Raw genomic sequence first — 23,278 nt, 5'->3', positions numbered from 1 at the left:
TAATTTGGTGTTGGATAGAGAAAGTTTACTCAGATTCTCACTTAGTTCGTTAATGCGGAAGTAACCCTGCTTTTTGATACCAAAACATGGCTTGTTTCATATCTTTTTTAACTCCAAGTCCTAACTCATGCATAGTACCTAAAATTTCATATGATTTTCTTTGAGTTAATTGATCTTTATCTTGTTGGTAAATACAAAGAAATACCTCTTGAGCTTTTGAGTAAGATTTTTCTTTAAAAAGAACTACACCAGTATTTTCTAGTTCTTTGATATTCTCTATGGGAGTAACACAACTTTGATGCTGGAACTGTGTATAAACTTCAAAAGTTTGTTCTTTTTCAGTTGAATAACCTGAGACTAGGCTGCTGATTTCAGACATGTTGCCATCGTAAGTGGGGCAAACCGCATAGCCGAATGCTTTGCTTATATAGTAATTAATGCCTAATCCATTAGATGAGTTGTAACTAAATGGCTGTTGTGAATCAACAGCAGAATATTGAAATTCTTGATACTCACCAGCGCATAGCTCAGTCGCTCTTTTCTTCCAGTTCTTCTCAACGGTATTTAAGTTGGAAATAGCAGAGGTTCCACTTTGCACTTCAATATAAAACAACCCTTCCATTATTTTTTGGTCGGTAAACCCGCCATTTATTACACTATACCCTTCAGTATTTGCGTCCCTATATGAGGCACAAGACATTAAGGTTGTGAGAGCTATAATCATAGCGACTATTTTTATAGGGGTCATACGTTCATCCATAAACAATTAAACTTCATATTTTATAAATGAAATCTTACCTTAATAACAATTATTTATGAATTAGTTGTTTTTATTTATATCGAAGAATATCCAAATAAATATTACAGCTATTAGCAATCTCTTTTTAACAGTGGAGATTAAATTAGCTGGTTTTACTGATGTATGTGGATATATGAATGTCTCGGAGACAGGGATATCAGAGTGACCATGACTCAACTGAGGTAATATCAGTTTCGATAGACTGGATGCTTGAATGTCATGAAGTGCATGGATGCAAGAGAATGAACTGCCTCCATCACTAAAATTAGCTTAACGGATTCAGACACTTCCAACGGAGATCATCGAACCCGCAGATTAATTTTGCTGTACGATAAAGAAAGTTTGATCTGTTCCCACTTATTATATGAAATCGGGAGTAACTTTTGATAAAGGCGCAACCCCAAGGGACAGAATTTAAAACACCTATATTGTTTTTTAGTACCATATCTTTTGTTGGGGGGCTGAATAAATATAGCAAGCCAGTGTTATCCGCTAACGAATAAGTGGGAACCCTCAGATTTTGAGTAATGATTTGTAGGCCAGAATTTAGATAATAACCAAAGGGAATGATATAAATGGAAAATCCGTATGAAGGCTGTGAGCGTCAAGATACCTATTCTTTTATACAGTCGTCGATAATTCCAATTATGTTTATGCAAGGAAGTCTATTTTTCACTTTTTGGGAAATTATGCAGTCGGAGTTGTAAGTGGAATTATATTTTTAGTCGCGCTTTTTACACAGGAAGAAATAAAACTGTTTAAATATGATGCAGATTTCAAACTTATTTTCTTATGTGTTTATGCTTCCACTGGATTGTATTCAGCAATCTTAGGTTTCTTTGATAAATTTTCACCAATGTTGATTCTTATAGTGATTGATACCTGTTGGATTATGTATATTTATTATGTATATGAACGAGTTTATTTAGAAGGCAATAAGTGAAGAAAATAAGTTTAGGTAAAGTAAATTGAATATCTAATTAAAAACAAACCTGCCGATTCAACAATCTCCATTGAAGTGTCCGATGACGTTAAGTCAATTCACGTGATGGAGGCAGGACGCCGACATAGCCTCAGTTGAGCCATGGATGGCGAATCTGAGGCGGTAGTGAATTGGCTTAGCTAGTCAGAGGAAAAACACTTCGTTGGAGCGGGTGGGTGTTCCAAGAAGGAGTTGACGTCCACTCCCTTTTGGTCTGGTGTGGGCGAAGCGCCACGACCTTGATCTTGCTGTTATCTTTGTTTTTATTGCACCAGTATAAACTCAAATCACACCAACAAAAAAGCGAGCCTACAATGACGCTCGCTTTTGATTTTTCAAAGTAAAATTGAATCAAGCATTCAATTTAAAACACCATTTCTGGTACATGCTCTGGCACTACCAACTTACCTGCAGTTTTAGCAACAATCTCTTCAACGCTCACCCCTGGTGCTCGCTCTAGCAAGTGAAATGCGCCGTCTTTGATTTCCATAAAGGCCAAGTCTGTCATGACACGTTTGATGCAGCCGTAGCCTGTTAAAGGCAGCTCACATAGAGGCAGTAGCTTTGAGTTACCTTTTTTATCTGCGTGCATCATGGTGACGATAATATTGTCAGCGCCAGCCACTAAGTCCATCGCGCCGCCCATGCCTTTAATTAATTTCCCTGGGATCATCCATGATGCAATTGAACCATTAACATCCACTTCAAATGCACCTAGTACGGTTAAATCAACGTGGCCGCCTCGGATCATGGCAAAGCTTTCTGCTGATGAGAAAAAAGATGCGCCATCAACAGCGGTGACCGTTTGTTTACCTGCATTAATTAAATCAGCATCAATGGTTTCTTCGGTTGGGAACTCGCCCATACCCAGCAAGCCATTTTCAGATTGAAGCATGACGCTCATGCCGTCTGGAATGTAATTAGCGACTAAGGTTGGAATACCGATACCTAAGTTAACGTAAAAGCCGTCTTGCATTTCTTGTGCTACACGTTGAGCAAGTTGTTCTCTTGATAAAGCCATGTTCTTGCTCCTTATTTTGCAGCCGCGTCAGTTGGTTTGACAGTACGTTGTTCGATGCGTTTTTCAAAGCTTGCTTGTATGACGCGGTCAACATAAATACCTGGGGTATGAATGTGGTTTGGATCTAATTCACCCGGCTGGACAATCTCTTCAGCTTCAACGACCGTAATCTTGCCCGCAGTTGCCATCATAGGGTTAAAGTTCGCTGCCGTTTTACGAAAGATCAGATTACCCATCGTGTCAGCTTTCCATGCACGAACAAGGGCAAAGTCAGACGTCAGTGAATCTTCAAGCACGTAATGTCGGCCTTTTATTTCACGGGTTTCTTTGCCTTCAGCAATAGGCGTTCCGTATCCAGTTGCGGTAAAGAACGCAGGAATTCCAGCGCCGCCAGCACGGATTTTTTCAGCCAATGTGCCTTGTGGAGTCAAGATAACGTTTAACTCGCCCGATAACATTTGCTGCTCAAACGTGGCGTTTTCGCCCACATACGAGGCAATCATGGTGGCGATTTGACGTTCTTTAAGCAGAAGGCCTAAGCCGAAATCATCAACACCAGCGTTGTTTGAGATGGCGGTTAATCCTGTTACACCCATTTTTACCATGTGGTTAATTAACCCTTCTGGAATACCACAAAGGCCAAAGCCACCGACCATGATGGTCATGTCATTGGTGAGTCCGTTTAAGGCTTCTTCGTAGCTATGAACGACTTTATTGAGTCCTGCCATCATCTTGTCCTTTTCTATCTTGCGTTAAGTGCAAATTATTGGGGCCAGAATAACCTTGGTTATTCACTGCAAATTGCTTGAGCAACTTTCGAGCCCGTTAGTCGGCCTAAAGCGGCGCTAATTTGTTGGCCAGCTTTAGCTAATTTGTGTAAGTCGATACCGGTTTCAATCCCCATACCATGAAGCATGTATACAACATCTTCTGTCGCTAAATTGCCTGACGCACCTTTAGCGTATGGGCAACCACCTAGGCCGGCCACAGATGAGTCAATCACACTGATGCCCGTGTCTAAACAAGCTTGTATATTGGCAAGCGCTTGGCCATAGGTGTCGTGGAAGTGTAGTGCCAGTTTTTCAACAGGCACTAATTTAGCCACGGCTTCAACCATCTTACGGGCTTTAATGGGGGTGCCAACACCAATGGTGTCGCCAAGTGAAATCTCGTAACACCCCATTTTGTAAAGTATTTCAGACACACGAGCGACTTCATCAATCTCAATGTCACCTTCGTAAGGGCAGCCAAGGACACATGAGACATAACCACGTACTGGAATGTTACGGGCTTTAGCCATTGCCATGACTGGCTCAAAGCGTGCAATAGACTCTTCAATAGAGCAGTTTATATTGCGCTGACTGAAGGTTTCTGATGCTGCGCCAAATATAGCAACTTCATCTGCTCCAGCGTCAAGCGCAAGTTCCAGCCCCTTTAAGTTAGGGGTTAAAGCGGAGTAAACAACATCTGGCTTGCGGGTTAATTGCTTAAAAATATCACCCGAGTCGGCCATTTGTGGCACCCATTTAGGGGAAACAAAGCTACCCGCTTCAATTCGCGTTACACCTGCATCAGCTAACTGGTCGATGAGCGTTAACTTGTCTTGCGTGCTGACGGGAAGCTCATTTTGTAATCCGTCACGGGCGCCAACTTCAAAAATACTGACTTTATGCGGCAACATTATTTACGCCTTATGCTTGTTCGGCGTCAGCCGTTGGTTCGACATTTAAAAGCTGAACACCGTCGGTGACGAGCTCGCCGCTTTGAAAATAAAATTCACTCACGACACCATCAAAAGGGGCTTCGATGGTGTATTCCATTTTCATGGCTTCCATGACTAGCAGCCCTTGTCCTTCAACGACGGTTTCACCGACCTCAACCAGGTGTGTTACCACAGTGCCATTCATCGGGGCTTTTAGTTTTTCTGCGCTATCAACTGTTTCTTCGGCTTCTTGGGCGAGAACCGCTTTAAAGTGATAACTACCAGAAGGTAAAAATAGCGTGAACTCATCGCCTTCATGGCTAACTGGTACTTTACTTTTATGGCCGTTAATTTCAGCCAGTAAGACTTCATCTTTGATGCTGCCAGCCAGTTTAAGGGCTTGACCATTTAAACCAAGGTGCAGCGAGTCTCCTAAATCAGTTATCACTAGGTTTTGCAGTTCGTGTTCACCATCTGCGCCTGTGACATGCAGCAATGCAACATGATGCACACTGGCACTGTTGAGCCTAAAGCCGCTGACTTGACCCCAAGGCGAGTAAGGATCATCGCTATTGGTGGCATTGATTTTTGCAGCTTGTTGACGGGCCAATACCTGGTAAAGACCGGCTAATGCCAGTGCATTTTCAGTTTCATCGGTGACATCGCCAATTAAGCTATTTGAGTAACGCTCAATAAAGTCGGTGCAAAAGTCGGCTTCTGCAAAGGCTTTATGTTCGGCAATATTGGCTAAAAATTCGATATTATGTTTCAGACCGCTGATTTGGTACGAGCTTAATGCGTGGGTTAAACGCTGCAATGCGCGAGGGCGAGACTCGTCCCATACAATCAGTTTTGAAATCATCGGATCGTAAAAGTTACTGATGGTATCGTTTTCACGGATACCCGAATCAATGCGTACATGACGGTTTTGATCAGGCTCACGTAGGAAGTTTAATTTACCGGCAGCTGGTAAAAACTCATTACGGGGATCTTCGGCGTAAATACGCACTTCAAAAGCATGGCCGTGAACCCGCACCTCATCTTGAGACAAAGGTAATTCGCTGCCACTTGCTACCATCAATTGCCATTTGACTAAGTCTTGCCCTGTGACCATTTCTGTCACTGGATGCTCAACTTGCAGGCGGGTGTTCATTTCCATGAAGTAAAAGCTGTCATCGGTATCAAGTAAGAACTCAACCGTACCAGCGCCAACATAATCAATAGCTTTTGCTGCAGCGACTGCCGCTTCACCCATTTGTTTGCGCAAACTATCACTTAGGCCTGGTGCTGGTGCTTCTTCGACCACTTTTTGATGGCGACGCTGAATTGAACAGTCACGATCGGATAAGTAAATCGTGTTGCCAAAAGTGTCAGCAAAGACTTGCACTTCAACGTGACGAGGTTGGCGAAGGTAGCGCTCCATCAATAGTTTGTCATTGCCAAATGATGATGCAGCTTCACGACGTGCTGAGTTAATGGCTTCAAGCACGTCGGCTTGGCTCTCAACAATGCGCATCCCTTTACCACCACCGCCATAAGCGGCTTTAATGAGCATTGGGTAGCCAACATTTTTTGCTTCATCAAGTAATGTCGCATCGCTTTGGTCATCGCCATGATAACCAGGCACTAATGGTACATTGGCCGCCCCCATAATGATTTTAGCGGCACTTTTACTGCCCATGGCATCAATTGCATCACTACCTGGACCGACAAATGCAATGCCATTTTGTTCACAGTTGCGAGCAAATTCTGCATTTTCTGATAAAAAGCCATAACCAGGATGAATGGCTTCAGCGCCTGATTTTTTAGCAATATCAATAATTAAATCAGCTTTTAGATATGAGTCAGCAGGAGCACTGCCACCGATGTGAAATGACTCATCAGCCATAGCAACGTGACGGGCATTGGCATCAGCGTCAGAGTATAAAGCGACTGTGCGTATGCCCATATCTCTGGCGGTGTTAATAATGCGACACGCAATTTCACCGCGATTAGCAATTAATAATTTGGTAAACATTACTGAACTCCTTGTGCAGCAGTCTTTGTGCTTGCTTGGGGGCTTTTATCGTTATTATTTTTGCTGGCAGTTGTCCAAGCAGCAGGGCGTTTTTCAAAGAAGGCGTTAAGACCTTCTTGACCTTCATCAGAGACCCGAATACGGGCGATTTGCTCACTGGTGTAGGCAAGAGTGTCGTCGTTAATAACACCATCTTCGAGGTGAGATACTAAGGTTTTAACCCATGCCATGCCTTGTGGGCTATTCGCGTTAAAAGCATCGATAAAGGGTTGTGCAGCGGCATCTAAATCATCATTAATTTCGTGAATAACTTGATGATTTAACGCAACGTCAGCACTAAAACGTTCAGCTGTGAGCATGTAACGTCTTGCTTGGCGGTTCCCCATTGCTCTGACGACATAAGGGCTAATCACCGCAGGGATAAGGCCGAGTTTGACTTCGCTTAAACAAAAGCTTGCACGCTTATTGGCGATGGCGATATCGCAGCAACATATAAGGCCAAGTGCACCGCCAAAGGCTGCGCCATTGACTAAGGCAATGGTCGGTTTGGGAAATTTGTCTAAAACATGCATTAATTTGGCTAGCTCATGGGCGTCATCGAGATTTTGCTCGAAGTCCATTTGAGCTTGTTTGCGCATCCAATTAAGGTCTGCGCCTGCACTGAAGTTTTTCCCGTTGGCTCGTAGAATTAATTGATGGCAAGTTTCGTTATTGGCAAAAAACTCAATGGCGGTGATCATTTCATTAATCATCACTTCATCAAAGGCGTTATGCTTTTCAATACGATTAAGTATTAACTCACCAATACCTTGGTTAAGCTGACATTCGATGTGTTGAAAAGAAAGCGGTAGTGTCACTGTATCAGTCATCATGTACTCCTATTGTTAAACCGCAATTACATGCGGAATACACCAAATTTGGTATCTTCAATAGGCGCATTTAGTGCCGCCGATAAAGCAAGACCTACCACATCGCGTGTTTGCGCTGGGTCGATAATGCCGTCATCCCATAATCGTGCACTCGCATGATATGGATGTCCTTCTTTGTCGTATTGCTCAACAATGGGTTTTCTAAAGGCTTGTTCGTCTTCATCTGACCAATCTTGTCCCTTACGAGCTAAACCGTCACGACGAACGGTAGCTAAAACGCCTGCAGCTTGCTCGCCGCCCATGACGGAAATTCGGGCATTTGGCCACATCCACATCATCGTTGGCTCGAATGCACGGCCACACATGCCGTAGTTACCTGCGCCATAACTGCCGCCAATAATCACGGTAAATTTTGGCACATTGGCACAAGAAACAGCTGTTACCATTTTAGCGCCGTGCTTAGCGATGCCTTCATGTTCATATTTTTTACCGACCATGAAGCCAGTGATGTTTTGCAGGAACAATAATGGGATTTTGCGCTGACAACATAGCTCAATAAAGTGAGCGCCTTTTTGTGCTGACTCTGAAAATAAAATGCCATTATTGGCGACAATACCGACAGGGTAGCCGTGAATACGGGCAAAACCACACACTAAGGTGTTACCGTAATTCGCTTTGAACTCATCAAAGTCAGAGTCATCAACGACACGAGCAATCACTTCTTTTACATCAAATGGCTTTTTAAGGTCAGTGCCTACAATGCCGTAAAGCTCGTTGATATCAAATTTAGGTGGTTTCACTGGACTTAGCTGCGCAGCAATGTCTTTTTGATGATTAAGGCGCGCAATGGATTTACGAGCAAGCTCTAATGCGTGATCGTCATTTTGCGCTAAATGATCTGCCACACCAGAAATTTTGGTGTGCACTTCAGCGCCGCCAAGCTCTTCTGCTGTGACTTCTTCACCTGTAGCKGCTTTAACTAATGGTGGCCCAGCTAAGAAGATGGTGCCTTGCTCTTTGACGATAATTGATTCATCAGCCATTGCTGGAACGTATGCGCCGCCTGCGGTACATAGCCCCATAACCACTGCCACTTGCGGGATCCCTTTCGCTGACATTTGCGCTTGGTTGTAGAAAATACGGCCAAAATGATCTCGGTCAGGGAAGACTTCATCTTGGCGCGGTAAGTTTGCTCCGCCAGAATCAACCAGATAGATACAAGGAAGATGACAGCGACTTGCAATATCTTGRGCGCGTAAATGCTTCTTCACTGTGATGGGGTAGTAGGTTCCACCTTTGACTGTTGCATCATTAGCAATAATCATACATTCAACGCCGCTAACACGACCAATACCGGCAATGACCCCAGCCGCTGGTACGGCTTCATCATACACCTCGTATGCTGCAAATTGAGAAATTTCCAGAAAAGGTGAACCTGGATCGAGTAGCTTTTCGACACGTTGGCGAGGGAGCAATTTACCTCTCGAAAGATGACGTTCAAGTGCAGCGGGGCCGCCACCTTGTTCAATCTTAGCGAGTTTGAGTTTTAGGTCGTCTACGATGGCAGCCATGTCATTATGTTTGGCTTTAAATTCATCGCTACGGGAGTTAATACGGCTGCTCAGTTGCGTCACAATGCATATCCTTATTGAATCAAGTGAGGCGTTAGCATGGCTGAGACAATGGGGGAAACTCTCAACCACGCTACGCAAAACACTTTCGATTTACCGATTAGTTACGGATGCCCGCCGTTTGAACGGCTTAGGTTATGTGCTTACGATAGCGTGTTGCTATCTTGACTATTTTGTTTCGTTAAACAGTTCACGGCCAATTAGCATGCGGCGAATTTCTGATGTGCCAGCACCGATTTCGTATAGCTTGGCATCTCGTAATAATCGTCCTGTGGCATATTCATTAATATAGCCATTGCCGCCGAGTAATTGAATCGCATCTAACGCCATTTTCGTGGCCAACTCTGCACTGTATAAGATAGCGCCAGCGGCATCTTTACGAGTGGTTTCACCGCGATCGCATGATTTCGCCACATTATAAACGTATGATTTTGCGGCATTCATGCCGGTGTACATATCAGCGATTTTGCCTTGGATAAGCTGAAATTCACCGATTGATTTACCAAACTGTTCACGCTCGTGAATGTAGGGCACAACGATGTCCATGCACGCATTCATGATGCCTAATGGGCCACCAGATAATACGACACGTTCATAATCTAAGCCGCTCATTAATACTTTTACGCCATTGTTTAGGCCGCCTAGTATGTTTTCTTCTGGGACTTCACAATCTTCAAAAACAAGCTCACAGGTGTTTGAACCACGCATTCCGAGTTTGTCTAGCTTTTGAGCGGTGCTGAAACCTTTAAAGGTTTTTTCAACGATAAAAGCGGTAATGCCGTGAGGGCCTTTATCGATATCGGTTTTAGCGTAAATCACTAGAGTGTCGGCATCAGGACCGTTAGTGATCCACATTTTGTTGCCATTTAGAATGTAGCGGTCGCCTTCTTTACGAGCATGAAGTTTCATCGATACCACATCGGAACCCGCATTAGGTTCGCTCATGGCTAAGGCACCAATGTGCTCACCACTAACCAGCTTAGGCAGGTACTTGGCTTTTTGAGCAGCATTACCGTTACGGTTAATTTGGTTAACGCAAAGGTTTGAGTGTGCGCCATAACTAAGGCCAATTGAAGCTGATGCGCGGGAGATTTCTTCCATGGCTACAACATGAGCAAGGTAGCCCATATTAGCGCCGCCGAACTCTTCAGGTACGGTCACGCCTAGTAGTCCCATTTCGCCTAATACTGGCCACATATGGTTAGGGAATGTATTGTCTTGATCGACCTGCGCAGCAATCGGTGCGATTTCATTTGTTGCGAAATCATTGATGGCGTCGCGAAGCATATCCACGTCTTCGCCCAGGCCGAAATTAAGGCTTGTGTAGAGTGATGTCATTGTCTTGTGTCCTGTTGAATATTAGGTACTTTTACCGTGAAACTATGTTGTTTCTTAGGCTTATAATTTTTATGTTGAACTTTGTATTGGTTAAGCATCAGTTCTTAGTGACTAATTGCTTGGTTTAACGTTATATCGAGTCGATGAGTGCGACGTTTTGAGCTTAGTTGTTAATTGTGATGCTTTGAGGGGGGCTCCCCCCAATTATTTAATCTTGTTCTAGCGCCGCTCGGCATTGCTGCTCTGCAGAATTCAGCTCCATGAGTACGACTTTGATGTCATCCATTTGCTGCTGCAGCGAAGCTTTCTTTTCTTCTACTAAGTCGAGCATGGTATGTAATTGTGACGTACTGCTTTTATCCGCATCATACAGTTCGAATAACCGACGGGTTTCAGCTAACGAAAAGCCTAATCGCTTACCACGCAAAATCAGTTTTAGACGAACTCTGTCTTTTAAGCTGTAAATACGGGTTTGCCCACGGCGTTTAGGTTTAATAAGCCCTTGGTCTTCGTAAAAACGAATACTCCGAGTCGTGATATCAAATTCTTTTGATAAATCACTAATTGAATAGGTTGATTGTGGGTTTATATTCGCGCTCATCATCTCACCAAAAATACGTCTTTTGATGCAAGATATATGAAGTTTACGTAAAGGTAAAGTTTGTCACTGGTTTGTGACGTGCTTTCGCTTGATGAAGTTGTAAATTGAGCTTGCCAATACTGAGAAAATCTCAGTTTCGGTGAGGTGAAAAGGCTTGTGTTTAATTGGGCGAAGTGTAGCAAATTTTTGCTGCTGTTTATCATGAAAATTTATACGACTGTTTTAATTTCAGCTAGTTAGTTAATTATTTCTATGCAAATTGCAGCGGGATTTATCGGTATTTCTATATCCCTTGGTCTAATAGGGTTTATTTTTTAACCACGCCATAATGAAAAAATTATGATCAGAAATAAAAATATCAATTGCGAATAAAAAACTGATAGAGGAATAGCATATGGCTGGATTAGGGATGAAGATGCATCAGCAATCTATACAAGATAAGCAGACGTTTTGGCAACAAGCATCACAAGCAGTGACTTGGTTTACCCCCTTTAACACTGTGTTGGACGAGTCGAATGCCCCTTTTTATCAGTGGTTTGCTGGTGGCAAAATGAACTCTTGTTTTAATGCTGTCGACAGGCATGTTGAAGCGGGTCATGGCGATCGTATTGCCATCGAGTATGTGAGTCCTGTGACTCAAAATCACTACAGTATTACGTATCAAGAATTGTTATCTCAAGTCAGTCGTTTAGCAGGTTACATGGAATCCATTGGTATTAAAAAAGGCGATAGAGTTGTCATTTACATGCCCATGGTGCCAGAAACCGCCTATGCAATGTTGGCTTGTGCTCGTATCGGTGCAATCCATTCTGTCGTTTTTGGTGGCTTTGCTGCTAATGAACTTGCGACCAGAATTAACGATGCTAAGCCTAAGCTTGTGTTATCAGCATCATGCGGTATCGAGCCATCTGGTGTTGTAAAATACAAACCGCTACTGGATGAAGCGTTAGAGCAAGCGACTCATCAAGTTAATCATTGTGTCATTTTAAATAGACCACAATATCAAGCTGAATTACTGAGTGAGCGCGATGTTGATTGGCAGCAAGCAGTAGCAGATGCACCATTAATTGATTGTGTTCCCCTTGAGTCAACTCACCCTTTATATGTGTTATATACCTCAGGTACCACAGGGCAACCAAAAGGAGTTGTAAGAGATAACGGTGGCCACGCAGTCGCCATGATGTGGTCAATGAAGCATATTTATAATATTGATGCGGGCGATGTATTTTGGGCTGCATCGGATGTGGGGTGGGTTGTAGGTCACTCATACATTGTCTATGGACCGTTAATGGCGGGAGCGACAACCTTAATGTATGAGGGCAAACCCGTTGGCACGCCTGATGCTGGGGCTTTTTGGCGAATTATTGCACAATATAACGTTAAAAGTTTTTTTACCGCTCCTACGGCCATTCGCGCAATTAAACGAGAAGACCCTAATGGTGATGGATTAGACGGCGTTGATTTGTCTTGTCTTGGGCAAGTCTTTTTAGCGGGTGAGCGTTGCGATCCTGATACGCTTTACTGGGCGCAAGAAAAGTTGAACAAGCCAGTGATTGATCATTGGTGGCAAACTGAAACTGGTTGGCCAGTTGCTGCCAATTTAATGGGAGCCGATCCTATTGAAGTTAAAGCAGGATCGCCAGCAAGGCCAGTACCGGGTTACCAAGTTGAAGTACTTGATGCTATGGGTGAGCAAGTGCCTGCCAATGAAAGCGGTAATGTCGTGATTAAATTGCCATTGCCGCCAGGAAATCTCACCACGCTTTGGAATAACGACAGCCGTTACGTCGACAGTTATTTATCCATGTATGACGGTTATTACTTAACGGGTGATGCTGGTTACATCGATGAAGACGGGTATCTTTATATTATGAGTCGTATTGATGACATCATAAATGTTGCTGGGCACCGTTTATCGACAGGTCGATTTGAAGAAGTATTATGTCAGCATGATGCTGTGGCTGAGGCGGCAGTGATTGGTGTGCAAGATAAACTTAAAGGCCAAGTGCCTCTAGGGTTAGTGGTATTAAAAAATGGTGTCGATATTTCTGATGAGCAATTATATAAGGAGTTATTAGCCTTAGTTCGCCATGAAATAGGTCCTGTTGCCTCCTTTAGATTGGTGAGTGCGGTGCAAAAGCTGCCTAAAACCCGTTCAGGTAAAATATTACGGGCGACGATGCGTAAAATTGCCGACAATAGTGCCTTTACTGTGCCTGCCACAATCGAAGATCCCATGACTTTAGATATTGTGCGCTCAGCGTTAACTAAGATGGGATATGCCGATGCGTTAGCAAAGGAACTCACAGCCTCTTAAGTTACACTGTGGTATAGCTGTGACAAGAATATGCGTTTGGGAGCAAGCTGAGCTTAATCTACGCTCAGCTTTTTTTGATGAGTTTTGCGCCTTGATGAATAATTGCCTGAAATCTCGTGTAATGCTGGGGGTTTGTCGCTAAAAGGTGACTCAATATGGCATGACTGGCGAAGCGACATTATTAGTCTAAAATGAGAGCTAAACACTGATTTTATTATTTAATTTTACTTTGCATGATAATAACGACTGCAAATTAGTTTTATAATAAGCTAATACAATCCGTTTTTGTTAGCAGCTTATTCGATTAAAAAGGTTTTAGCATTCATGATTTCCAATATTAAAGAATTGCCTGAAAAAATTAACACTAAAACAAGTCGTTTGTTTTGGTTGACGGTATTCACTGGCGGTATTTATCCCATTCTTTGGTTGTTTGCGAAATACCCTAAAATGGATGATATCACCTCAATTCGCACTGCTGACGATAGCTTCGTGATAACTATTGCTGTGTGTTTTGGCCTTGGCGGCGTGCTAACCCACAGTGATATGGGATTATTCGGATTTGTCGGAAATATGATGTTGCTGATCGCATTTGGTCTTTATGTTTTTTGGTCTTTTCGTGCCAGAGCGGCGATTCAAGATTATGCTCACGTTAACTTCGATATTGATTACAAGATGAATAAGTTCTTCACGGTAATTTTTAATATTTTTTATATTAATTACTGCATAAATCAATTACCGGAAGAACAACAAAAAGGCCATCCAACCTATGGCAAAGGCTCGATTAATATTACTGAGCTAAAGTAATCCTGTTTCAGTATTTTGAACATAAAAAAGAGAAGCTTTACGCTTCTCTTTTTTATGTTTCTGACTTAATTTTTATGAACTGGTATCAAATTATTTAATGAACAGTTTTGTGTGCTTTTAGTTTGATATATCTGCAATATGTTGTTTTATTGCTCTTTTATGTTTGCGGTTTAGTGTAAACAACATATGACGACAAGCTGAAAAGTAAGCGATTTTCTAGCTCATTTTACGTAAAAACTTATCAGGTAATATACGGAGGATTAATTGAATCATCGCCCAAGGGTAACTCGGCACATAACAATTCGCAGGTTCCTTATTGATTGCTTTGACCATAGCTTTGCAGCCTGTTTCAGCATCGACCATAAATAATGCCCCATCGGCGTGATCGTTAATTTCTGTTTTTATGTAACCAGGGTGTACACAAGTAACCTTAATCGGTGTATTCATTACATCTAACCGTATGCCTTCGGAAAGCGAGCTTAATCCTGCTTTAGTTGCTGCATAAACGGTCATTGCTCGTCTAAAACCTCGCAGTGCACTAATTGAGGAAACTGTGACTAAGTGGCCCGCGTTTTGTTTACGGAATATACTCATTGCAGCTTCACACTGAGCTAAAGCAGCGATGAAATTAGTTTGTGCAGTTTGTTTATTGGCTTCAAATAATCCTGTGCCTATTGAGGCACCTTTTCCCATACCTGCATTCACTATGATGCGATCAACTTGCCCCATTAACTGAGTAAATTGCTCAAAAACGTCAAACACCTGTTGATGGTCATTGACATCTAGCGGTAATAACCAGACGTTGACATTCGGATTAATCGACTCGATTTGACTTTTTAATGCATCTAATCGTTCGGTTCTACGAGCACAAAGTCCTAGATTGCAGCCTTGTTTAGCAAACTCTATGGCCATACCTTGACCTAAACCTGAGCTTGCCCCTGTGATAATGATATTTTGTCTATGCATCTTGATTCCATTCTGATTAAACACGAACAAGAAAACTTAACGTTGTTTCTGTGTTATTTTTATCGATAAATTTCTTGCTGTTTTTCAACCGATTGGATGAGAAAAGAGCAAAAGCTCAAATTATCTTGCGGACATTCCAAACAAGTGTCAAATCTGAGTGAATAATAACGATACTATTTAAACCGTGGGCCGGAGAGATTACTGCTGAAATCTTACGGAACCAGTATCTCGAGTTGTCAGGTGTATTTAGAAATGAGCCTTGCGATGGCTTTTCGTGTTTTGTGATTGAAAGGGAAGTGATGGCAAAGCACGGTAACACCAGCCATTGTGGCTGGTGTATAGAGTAAGGTTTTAGTATTTAGCTGATGAGTCTTTCTGGTATTTTGTTTATTTGTATTAGGTTAACTAACAATCTGGCAATCATTTTAGCGCTCAAATTGACAAGCTTTAATGCAGCCATTTGCTCCTGTGGTGATGAGCTCTGCAATTTTATTTTTTACACATTCAGATAGCTTACGTTCAGACTTTCTGGTTTGCATGTAGAGCGTCATATTGGGCTTATTACGCATTAATTCTTCACGTTCTTTTCGTGGGACAATTTGCGCTCTGATGGTGTCATCATGGGTTAAATAATCTACCGCACCTTGAGATACCACTAAAGTAATAGCGTCAGTGCCGACTAAGAAGTCAGAAATTTCATTGAGGTTGTTTGTTTTAGCGGCAACGAGTAATTCTCTTTGACGAGAATCGGCAAACTGTTTTAGCGGTGTTGCTTCAAGTTCGCTATTAAAATGCAGCACTTCAGTCAAAATTACAGGGTAATTAAGCACACGATCTAAAATTGGCTTATACATCTCATCCCAAATTGGGTGGTTTTCTCTTGCGACTACAAAGGTGTCGGTAACTTCACAAATTTTCTGACTTTGTATGCCAACATGAATGGACGGATTGCAGGTAATGACGATGTCGCAATGACTATTCAGTAACATTTCTTCGTCATTTGCGCCGTTGTCTTGCAATACTGCAGATTTAACGCAGGGTTTCATACACGCGTTATTACACTGGCAGTTATACAGTTTCCTTAGCACGCCATTTGTAAAACCAGAAGGCGCATGAATGACAATTTCACTGTTAAGTGTTTCGATGCTTTTATCTATTTCTTGTGCAAGATCGATATGGTTGATCTCAATACGTTTAAGGATAGGGTAAAGGCGCTGAGACTTATCGGTTATTTCTAAGCCTGACACTTTTTTGATAAACAAGGGATCATCAAAAGCTTCTCGTAACCTAGACAGGCAACGACTAATTTTTGATTGGGGAACGTTAAATGACTCAGCTGTGAGTTTACCGCTTTGAAACTCGTAAAGTCGAAGAAATACCAGCAAAGTCATGTAATCAAGATGCAGAAGACTTTCTTGTGTAGTTGTTGGCTTCATATATCACACTTAGTTGGAATCATGTATGAGTAATGTACCAACTAGGAGGTAATTTAGGAGTTAAAAACTAGATAAGTTTTACCTTAGTCACGATAAAGCGGCGTTTTTATTCTTGAAGTGTTAACTAACGAATAAGATTAGCGAAAATCAGTCAAAAGTTTATTCTGTACATAGCCAAACTGGCTTAAATATAAATAAGAAATTTAGCCTATATTCATTTTATTGGGGTGTTATTGCCTTATACACGGCATATAAGGCAATAACGTTTACCTATGCAGACCACTCAAATGGATCATGGTCAGCCAACACTTTGGCATAAGTGTTGGTCATGGTTTTTATGGAGAAGTAATAACCATGAGTTTGGGTTTCAAGATTCTTGGCATCGGCTTGAAAATGAATGTCTTCGCACCCCTCAGTTTGGCTAAATTTATCAATTAATGTCGTTAATTCACTGAGTTCAAGTTTATAAGGGGGATAGCTAAAGTTAACCGCTGCAACGAGTTCGCCCATTGCTGAATAACGGCGAATATAATCCGCCATTGTTTCAATTAACTTATCATCTTTTACCCCAATCCATTGGATGGCGTAACTTCTTACAATGAATCTTTTAGAATAAAAATAGTGTTCTTTTTCTCCCGCTATAATGGCGATATCGTGATATTGGCTATCTTCAATCAATTGCTGATGCGCGAGTTCAACATCTTCTATTTCTACATCAAGGCCTGCGACAGCAATAACTTGCTCGGCCGTCACCAGACGACCGTCCTTACTTAGCAAGCGAATATAATCAACCAGTTCAATCATATTTTATTTACCTATGCCGGTAACAATGCCAAGCTTTCTAGCTTGTCAGCGACGTAACCCAGTTTGAATTTTTCTAATGTTGCACGAGTCGGCACGCCAGTATCCTTATCCCAGCCCATTTCAGCGTAAAACATGTCTAAGCCTATTTGGATATCGTCTCGATCCATTTTAATCGTGCCTTCGTCGCCGAAGTTCTTGTCATGATCTAAGTCATAAACCCATTCAGACAAGACATCATGTTTATTTCGCTGATCAATTTCATTCATTTGCAACACGGTAAGTGCGCGGTGCAATTGCAAGACACTTTCTGCCATGGCGTCCAGTTCGGCTTCTGATGTTTCAATGCCTGTGACAAGGCTGAACATTTGTGCTTCGATTGAGCTGTCACCGATATAGTCTCGATTGGCATCTGGTGAAACAACGAGTGGGAACATCCAGTTACATAGGGTTAATGAATCATGTAATACATTTTTCACTAAACACCATTTAGCAAATTTTGCTTTGGAGGTATTCATGGCGGTGTAATGTTGAACTGGATCAAATGCGCCTTCGCCCCATAGTGACGCGGCTACTTCGGCGATCTTGGCGTGGGGAAGGCCACAGTTAATTAAGTTGATGTGCGAGTGACATTGCGGATCACGGTTAAATACTGTGTTTAGCAGCGCTCCTACTTGACCTGCTGATTCACTGGCGTGGTGAACGCCACCCACCATAGAACGGTTAAACACTTTCATGTTTTTATCGAGAAATACACTGTAGGTTTTACCGACTAAATCATAATTTGCATCAGATTCTAACTCGAAGGTCAATTCCGCCATACGAGGGGATTCTACCTCATTAAGAATATCTTCAACGTTGTACAGTTCACCATCTTCATTAATGAATTCATGTAAGCCACGGCCTAGGCAGCGACCTAGAATATTTGAGCCAGGATAATCTTCACTGTAGGCAATACGGGTATAGAAATCTTGCATAAAATGCGCATCGAGATCAGCGTATTGTGCCCAATTAATCGCAGCATATTCTTCAGCTGGTAGAATGATTTCCCAAAAGCCGCGGGCGGTAAACTCTCGCATTAAATGGGACAGTTGGCCGTAAGCACTCCAAATACCATAATCATCCATATAATAGGCACCAACGGTTTGAATGTCGGTTCGTTTTTCACCATTGCTTGGTTTCCCCATGGCGTACCAAGGATCGAGAAAACCTAAACATACATTGGTAATGTTTTCAGTTGGCAGATTGTATTCGGTTTTCATTTTTGGGTTTTTAACTTCACAAAAACAGCGAATAGGGCAAGAGTGGCAGCCTCCTGGACGTTTAAAGATTTTATTGGCTTCATCACGGCCAAAATACATTTCGGCCATTGAGGTGCGCATGCCTACTTTTTGGCGGTCATCCCATGGTGTTTCACCCACATCTACAGGATTGTCTGCTGCTCCCCATGTGACGCCTGGACCGCCGCGCCAACGACTGCCTGTAGAGCTATACTCTGCCCAAGATTGCGGCTGATTAGGAACAACTCCTTGATTGTTAGCACCAATGATCCCAAGAATATGGTCATCTAATGCACGTAATTGCTCATTGGTTGTCGATTCTGCGATATCGACTGTACCAGTGCCAATAATACCAATGGCCTTAAGTTTTTTAGAGCCTAGTACAGCCCCATGACCGCCTGCTGAGTGGCCACCTTGAGTTTGAATAGTTGATTGAGCTACAAGGTGTTCACCACTAGGGCCAATTGCTGCAACCTGAGCTTGTTGTCCCATTAATTTACTGATGCTGGCAAAGGTATCGAATATGCCTACTCCCCATAAAAAATCTGCGGGTTCGAGGGTGACAGTGTCATCAACAATTTTTAGCCATACAGGGGTTTCTGATTTACCTTCAATAATAATTGCATCGTAACCAGCAAATTTAAGCTCTGGTGAAAAGTGACCGCCAAAGTGGCCATCAGTGATTAAGTGATTTCGAATAACAGGGTTACGAGAAGTAATCGTTGTTCTAGCCGAACAAATTGCACCTGAGCCACTTAATGGCCCCGCTGAAATAACTAATTGGTTTTCTTCATCAGTTGCTTTAATTCCGTCGACATGGTCATCCCATAAAACTTTATAACCGATTCCCATTCCGCCAATATAATCGTGATAGGTTTCTGTTGTTTCTTTAGTAATAACTTTTGTAGTTAAATTAACTCTTAAAATATAACCGGCCCAGCCACCATATGTAGTAGTCATAATTATTCCTTTTTAGTTTTTAAACTAATTCTAAATACTTTTCATGAAGTTCAACTTCGGCAACAGCGTCTTCCCAGGTATAAAACTTAATTGCGCCAGTTGGGCAAACTTGGGCACAATTAGGGCTGCCTTCACAGAGATCGCATTTGAGAGATTTTCGAGTGGTTTTATCTATGGTGATAACTTGCTGCGGGCATTTGTCAGCGCAATAGCCACAACCGACACATAAGTCATCGTTGACCACTCTGGCTCCCGTTTCTTCGTTAACGGTAATCGCTTCTTGAGGGCAAACGGTCATGCAAACATCACATTGACGACAGGTTGATGGCACAATGGTGCTATCACCTTGTTCACCACGCTGGTCTTGATAGTTTGGCTGCACGCCATGGGGGCCAAAATTGAGATTTTTGGCAACTTTAATTCTTGAGGTACTTGGGCTGACAGCTGATTTCCCGTGGCTCCAGCTACAGGCTATTTCGCAACGTCGGCAACCTACACATAAGATAGGGTTGACGACCATGAGTCCACCGGGTATGACTTCAACTATTGGGGTTTCTGCGTCATCACTGCTACCACACCCAGTTAAAAAACCGACTAATGTTCCACCATAAACGGTTCCGACAGCGACCTTAGCGCCATTAGCAAGTAGTGCTCTCCTTGTAATCATATTTGTTTCCTCTTAATTATAAATATTGCTTTTATGTTTATATTTATGATTCGAGTATTATTTAATTAATTTAAAAACAAGTTGATTATGATCACGTTTGTTTTCTTGTTTTTCTAATTAGTCTTAATATATATCTTAAGTCACATTTTTTGGCTGTGTATTCCATTTATTAAAAGTTGCTTTTCTATTTAATTATTGAAAAATCCTATTCGATTCCATTTTTTGGAATTGTTACTTTTGAACTGAGTATTTTACTTTGTGGAATGTACTGTTTTGTTAGTTGTTGTTTTAATATTTTGAGTGGATTCATGATTTTTATCACAATAAGATTTTTATAAATAAATAATTATTACTAAAAATTAAAAATGCCGTGAATTAATAAAAGGAATAATAATGATGAGCAAATTGTTAATTAGGAAATATAAGAAGTGGATAACACCGCTTGTTTTAGTTCCAATGGTTGCACTTACTGCATGTTCCGGTGATGACGGAAAAAATGGCGATGATGGAGAATCTGGTGACATTAACATTGCAATTTCATCGGCAAAATCATTACAAGCTGAAATTGAAAAGGTCACGATTGATGAGTCGTTGCAGGTTTCTTTTGAGTTTTATCTTAGTAATGCCAACGGTGTAGCTGTAAGTGGTTTAGCCGATGTGGCGTCCATTTCAACTTTAGGGGCAGGCATTGCTAAGCTCGGAGTTCAACAAAGGCGCGTGCGCCCATTGAATGAAGCAGATAGCGCTACTATTGTGACAACTGCTGAAACTGATTTATCACCACAATGGACGAGTTATATCAATAACGTGGTTGAGCCTGGAGACGTTGCGGACAATGATTTAGAAGAGGGCTGGGACAAGCACAAAGGGACTCAGTGGCAAGCAAGTATTGAGTCGGATTGTAAAGAAGCTTGTATTGAAGCTATTGGAAACGGTTTATATCGCTATACGTTTTCACAGCCTTTAGATAGCTATTCAAATATTGATGGAATTAATACTGAATACAATGTAGAAAATATTCATCGGGTGTATTTAGAGTTAATGCCTTTTTCCGATGCAGACATCAGTACGATGTTGGTGAACACCACATTTGACTTTGACCCGACCACTGGCGTAAACGCTCCAGCAGAAGATACTCGGGTGTTACTGACAGCGGAGCAGAGTTGTTATCGATGCCATACAAATGACTTAAGTGCTGACAATAGCTTATTAATGCATGGCAATAAACGTTTTGATTACGAAGGCTGTGTGATGTGTCATACCAGTTATTCTGGCGATCCTGAAACAGGCGTGAGCATTGGTATGGCCAGCTTAGTACATAGAATCCATAAAAGTGATTATTTGGTCATTGGTTATAAAGGATCTGTCCATGATTATAGCGATCTGACTTATCCTGGTGATATGCATCAATGTCAGCAATGTCATATTGAAGATGGTGCGCCTCAAGCTGACTTTTACCAATACCCTGGTCAAGAAACCTGTTTAAGCTGTCATGAGAAATATGCACCTGACACCTGGAATGGGACTGCGGTAGGCTTATTTCACGATCGAGATGCGTTTCCTGATGCATGGGCGATGAGCTGCAGTGGTTGTCACCCAGATAGTAATAATCCATTAGGTTCGGCTATTTTCCACAATGCTACTGTGAGTGTGACAGATTCCTTGATTGAGCAATATCAGTTTGCGTTAACTGACAGTGTGGTAGATGAGGCGCAAGACACGTTAACAGCTACCCTAACTTTTAACCAATTAAGCACGAATCCAGATGCTGATCCCGCTATTAATAACCTTTGGCTGGTGGCATCAGGTAATCCGCAACAAGCTGTAATGCCAGAAAACAATGGCCAGCGTAAAGTGTGGGACCTAGTATCAAGCTCAGAAGATATCACGTTAATTAGAGAGAGCTCAGTTGTTACTGTGACGATTAACAATGCTGGTGTTGCCGATCTTGGGCTGAATACGACGGGTACCTTATATGCGAAGGTTATGGTTTGCGGAGACAAACTAACGGGTCTAGCAGCTTCATGTGAGGCACTAGAGACGGAAGCAAGTATCGTGCTTGCTGAGGTCCCAGCTGATGCAGCGATACCATTAACCACTAATGTTGAGCTTTATACTGAATTAGTGAATAACCAAAAGTGTATTGCTTGCCATGATGAACAGTTCCAGCAACGAGTGAATGAAGCTCACAGTAAAATCTCTACACCAGCCAATGGGGCAACTTGCGGTGCTTGTCACTCGCCACAAGTTGCGACAACTTTAACGGATGGTAGTTGTCAAAGCTGTCATACCAACGACATGGTTAAATACATGAATGCGACACGCAAGCACACACCTGGTGATGCAAGTATTAAAGCATTTAGAACTATTAATAATAGTCTAGGTTATCGAGAGTTAGTGCATTCACTGCATGCAAACACTCGCACAACCAAAGGCTATACCGGTAGTGAACGTGAAGCAATGACGTATCCGGCTTCTGCGAACGATTGTCGTGCTTGTCATGATGAAGGTCAGCTCCAAATGGATACGCTTGCTGCGCAAGACTCAGTCATAGTGGCAGCTCGTGATGCGACCTCATCGGGTCAAGTTTCTGAGTATTCACCGACTGTTGCTGTGTGTGCCTCATGCCATAACACTGAAGCAAGCTGGTCAGCTCATGCAGAAAGCTTCGGCGGTGTATTCCAACAAGATGCAAGCTCTGGCGCAATATATCATCCTGGTGATGAGTCTTGCCAAACCTGTCATGGCGAAGGGAAAAGCTTAGGTATTGATGTGATGCACGGACTGAACTAAATCGTTCATCAATGTGTTAAAGGTTGTATGAGTTAGCTTGCTTAGATTAGCTTATACAACCTTTTTTAGTTACTTTTAAGCTAAAGTGAGCTCATTAATCATGTTTTATTAACGTCGCTGGCTTGGTTATTTAACCAAAAATCTTGTATTTTCAGACTGCTGGAATAAATGTTGTAACGATTATTTACAATCCGTCTTAATTTTTTCTAACTCACTGTGTTTATTAGCTAAAACTTGTTTATTAGTTTGCTTTCCTAATTATGCAATTGTGTGTGCACATTTTGCGACTGTAAT

At 42.1% G+C, this 23,278-nt stretch carries 17 protein-coding genes; 3 read left to right on the top strand and 14 right to left on the bottom strand.

Features of this window, described 5'->3' with window-relative positions:
- Positions 1-49 precede the first annotated feature (49 nt).
- The 9 genes from A9267_RS05040 to A9267_RS04995 form a co-directional block, all read right to left on the bottom strand.
- Positions 50-760, bottom strand: coding sequence for an SEL1-like repeat protein (locus A9267_RS05040; protein ID WP_156669109.1), 711 nt, complete (start codon positions 758-760; stop codon positions 50-52).
- A 1,385-nt stretch (positions 761-2,145) separates the two neighbouring features.
- A complete protein-coding gene (locus A9267_RS05030) occupies positions 2,146-2,802 on the bottom strand; it encodes a 3-oxoacid CoA-transferase subunit B (protein ID WP_065108485.1) in 657 nt (218 codons plus the stop codon).
- Positions 2,803-2,813: 11 nt separating this feature from the next.
- Positions 2,814-3,530: a CoA transferase subunit A gene (locus tag A9267_RS05025; protein ID WP_065108484.1), complete on the bottom strand. Its 717-nt coding sequence runs from the start codon at positions 3,528-3,530 to the stop codon at positions 2,814-2,816.
- A 59-nt stretch (positions 3,531-3,589) separates the two neighbouring features.
- Positions 3,590-4,483: a hydroxymethylglutaryl-CoA lyase gene (locus A9267_RS05020; protein WP_065108483.1), complete on the bottom strand. Its 894-nt coding sequence runs from the start codon at positions 4,481-4,483 to the stop codon at positions 3,590-3,592.
- A gap of 10 nt (positions 4,484-4,493) precedes the next feature.
- Positions 4,494-6,521 carry an acetyl/propionyl/methylcrotonyl-CoA carboxylase subunit alpha gene (locus A9267_RS05015; protein WP_065108482.1) on the bottom strand — a complete coding sequence of 676 codons (2,028 nt, stop codon included), beginning with the start codon at positions 6,519-6,521 and terminating at the stop codon, positions 4,494-4,496.
- A complete protein-coding gene (locus A9267_RS05010) occupies positions 6,521-7,390 on the bottom strand; it encodes an enoyl-CoA hydratase-related protein (protein ID WP_065108481.1) in 870 nt (289 codons plus the stop codon). Before A9267_RS05010 ends, A9267_RS05015 begins: the two co-directional genes overlap by 1 nt.
- Before the next feature lie 26 nt (positions 7,391-7,416).
- Positions 7,417-9,024, bottom strand: coding sequence for a carboxyl transferase domain-containing protein (locus A9267_RS05005; RefSeq protein WP_065108480.1), 1,608 nt, complete (start codon positions 9,022-9,024; stop codon positions 7,417-7,419).
- A 165-nt stretch (positions 9,025-9,189) separates the two neighbouring features.
- The gene (locus tag A9267_RS05000; protein ID WP_055026074.1) at positions 9,190-10,359 is read right to left on the bottom strand and encodes an isovaleryl-CoA dehydrogenase; all 1,170 of its coding nucleotides are present in this window, start codon (positions 10,357-10,359) and stop codon (positions 9,190-9,192) included.
- Positions 10,360-10,567: 208 nt separating this feature from the next.
- Entirely contained in the window at positions 10,568-10,960 is a 393-nt protein-coding gene (locus tag A9267_RS04995; protein WP_055026075.1) for a MerR family transcriptional regulator, read from the bottom strand.
- Between the two features lie 394 nt (positions 10,961-11,354).
- Here A9267_RS04995 and A9267_RS04990 point away from each other — a divergent pair, with 394 nt between their 5' ends.
- Positions 11,355-13,277 (top strand): propionyl-CoA synthetase, encoded by a 1,923-nt coding sequence (locus A9267_RS04990; protein WP_065108479.1) that lies wholly within the window; start codon positions 11,355-11,357, stop codon positions 13,275-13,277.
- Positions 13,278-13,601: 324 nt separating this feature from the next.
- Entirely contained in the window at positions 13,602-14,081 is a 480-nt protein-coding gene (locus A9267_RS04985) for a hypothetical protein (protein ID WP_055026077.1), read from the top strand.
- A 216-nt stretch (positions 14,082-14,297) separates the two neighbouring features.
- Here A9267_RS04985 and A9267_RS04980 read toward each other — a convergent pair whose 3' ends face one another.
- The 5 genes from A9267_RS04980 to A9267_RS04960 all read right to left on the bottom strand — a co-directional run bounded on the left by A9267_RS04980 (position 14,298) and on the right by A9267_RS04960 (position 20,191).
- Complete coding sequence (locus A9267_RS04980; RefSeq protein WP_065108478.1) at positions 14,298-15,047, bottom strand: SDR family oxidoreductase; 750 nt, start codon at positions 15,045-15,047, stop codon at positions 14,298-14,300.
- A 425-nt stretch (positions 15,048-15,472) separates the two neighbouring features.
- Positions 15,473-16,483, bottom strand: a complete 1,011-nt coding sequence (locus tag A9267_RS04975; protein ID WP_055026079.1) for a LysR family transcriptional regulator — start codon at positions 16,481-16,483, stop codon at positions 15,473-15,475.
- Between the two features lie 270 nt (positions 16,484-16,753).
- Positions 16,754-17,287, bottom strand: coding sequence for a hypothetical protein (locus tag A9267_RS04970; protein ID WP_065108477.1), 534 nt, complete (start codon positions 17,285-17,287; stop codon positions 16,754-16,756).
- Positions 17,288-17,298: 11 nt separating this feature from the next.
- Positions 17,299-19,524 carry an aldehyde ferredoxin oxidoreductase gene (locus A9267_RS04965; protein WP_065108476.1) on the bottom strand — a complete coding sequence of 742 codons (2,226 nt, stop codon included), beginning with the start codon at positions 19,522-19,524 and terminating at the stop codon, positions 17,299-17,301.
- 19 nt (positions 19,525-19,543) lie between these two features.
- Entirely contained in the window at positions 19,544-20,191 is a 648-nt protein-coding gene (locus tag A9267_RS04960) for a 4Fe-4S dicluster domain-containing protein (RefSeq protein WP_055026082.1), read from the bottom strand.
- Positions 20,192-20,584: 393 nt separating this feature from the next.
- Here A9267_RS04960 and A9267_RS04955 point away from each other — a divergent pair, with 393 nt between their 5' ends.
- Complete coding sequence (locus tag A9267_RS04955; RefSeq protein WP_082972206.1) at positions 20,585-22,984, top strand: OmcA/MtrC family decaheme c-type cytochrome; 2,400 nt, start codon at positions 20,585-20,587, stop codon at positions 22,982-22,984.
- The last annotated feature ends 294 nt before the right edge of the window (positions 22,985-23,278 follow it).

This window comes from Shewanella sp. UCD-FRSSP16_17, assembly GCF_001675935.1.
Classification (GTDB): domain Bacteria; phylum Pseudomonadota; class Gammaproteobacteria; order Enterobacterales; family Shewanellaceae; genus Shewanella; species Shewanella japonica.
Note: the sequence above shows the minus strand (reverse complement) of the source record. Positions and strands in the feature narration are given on the sequence as shown.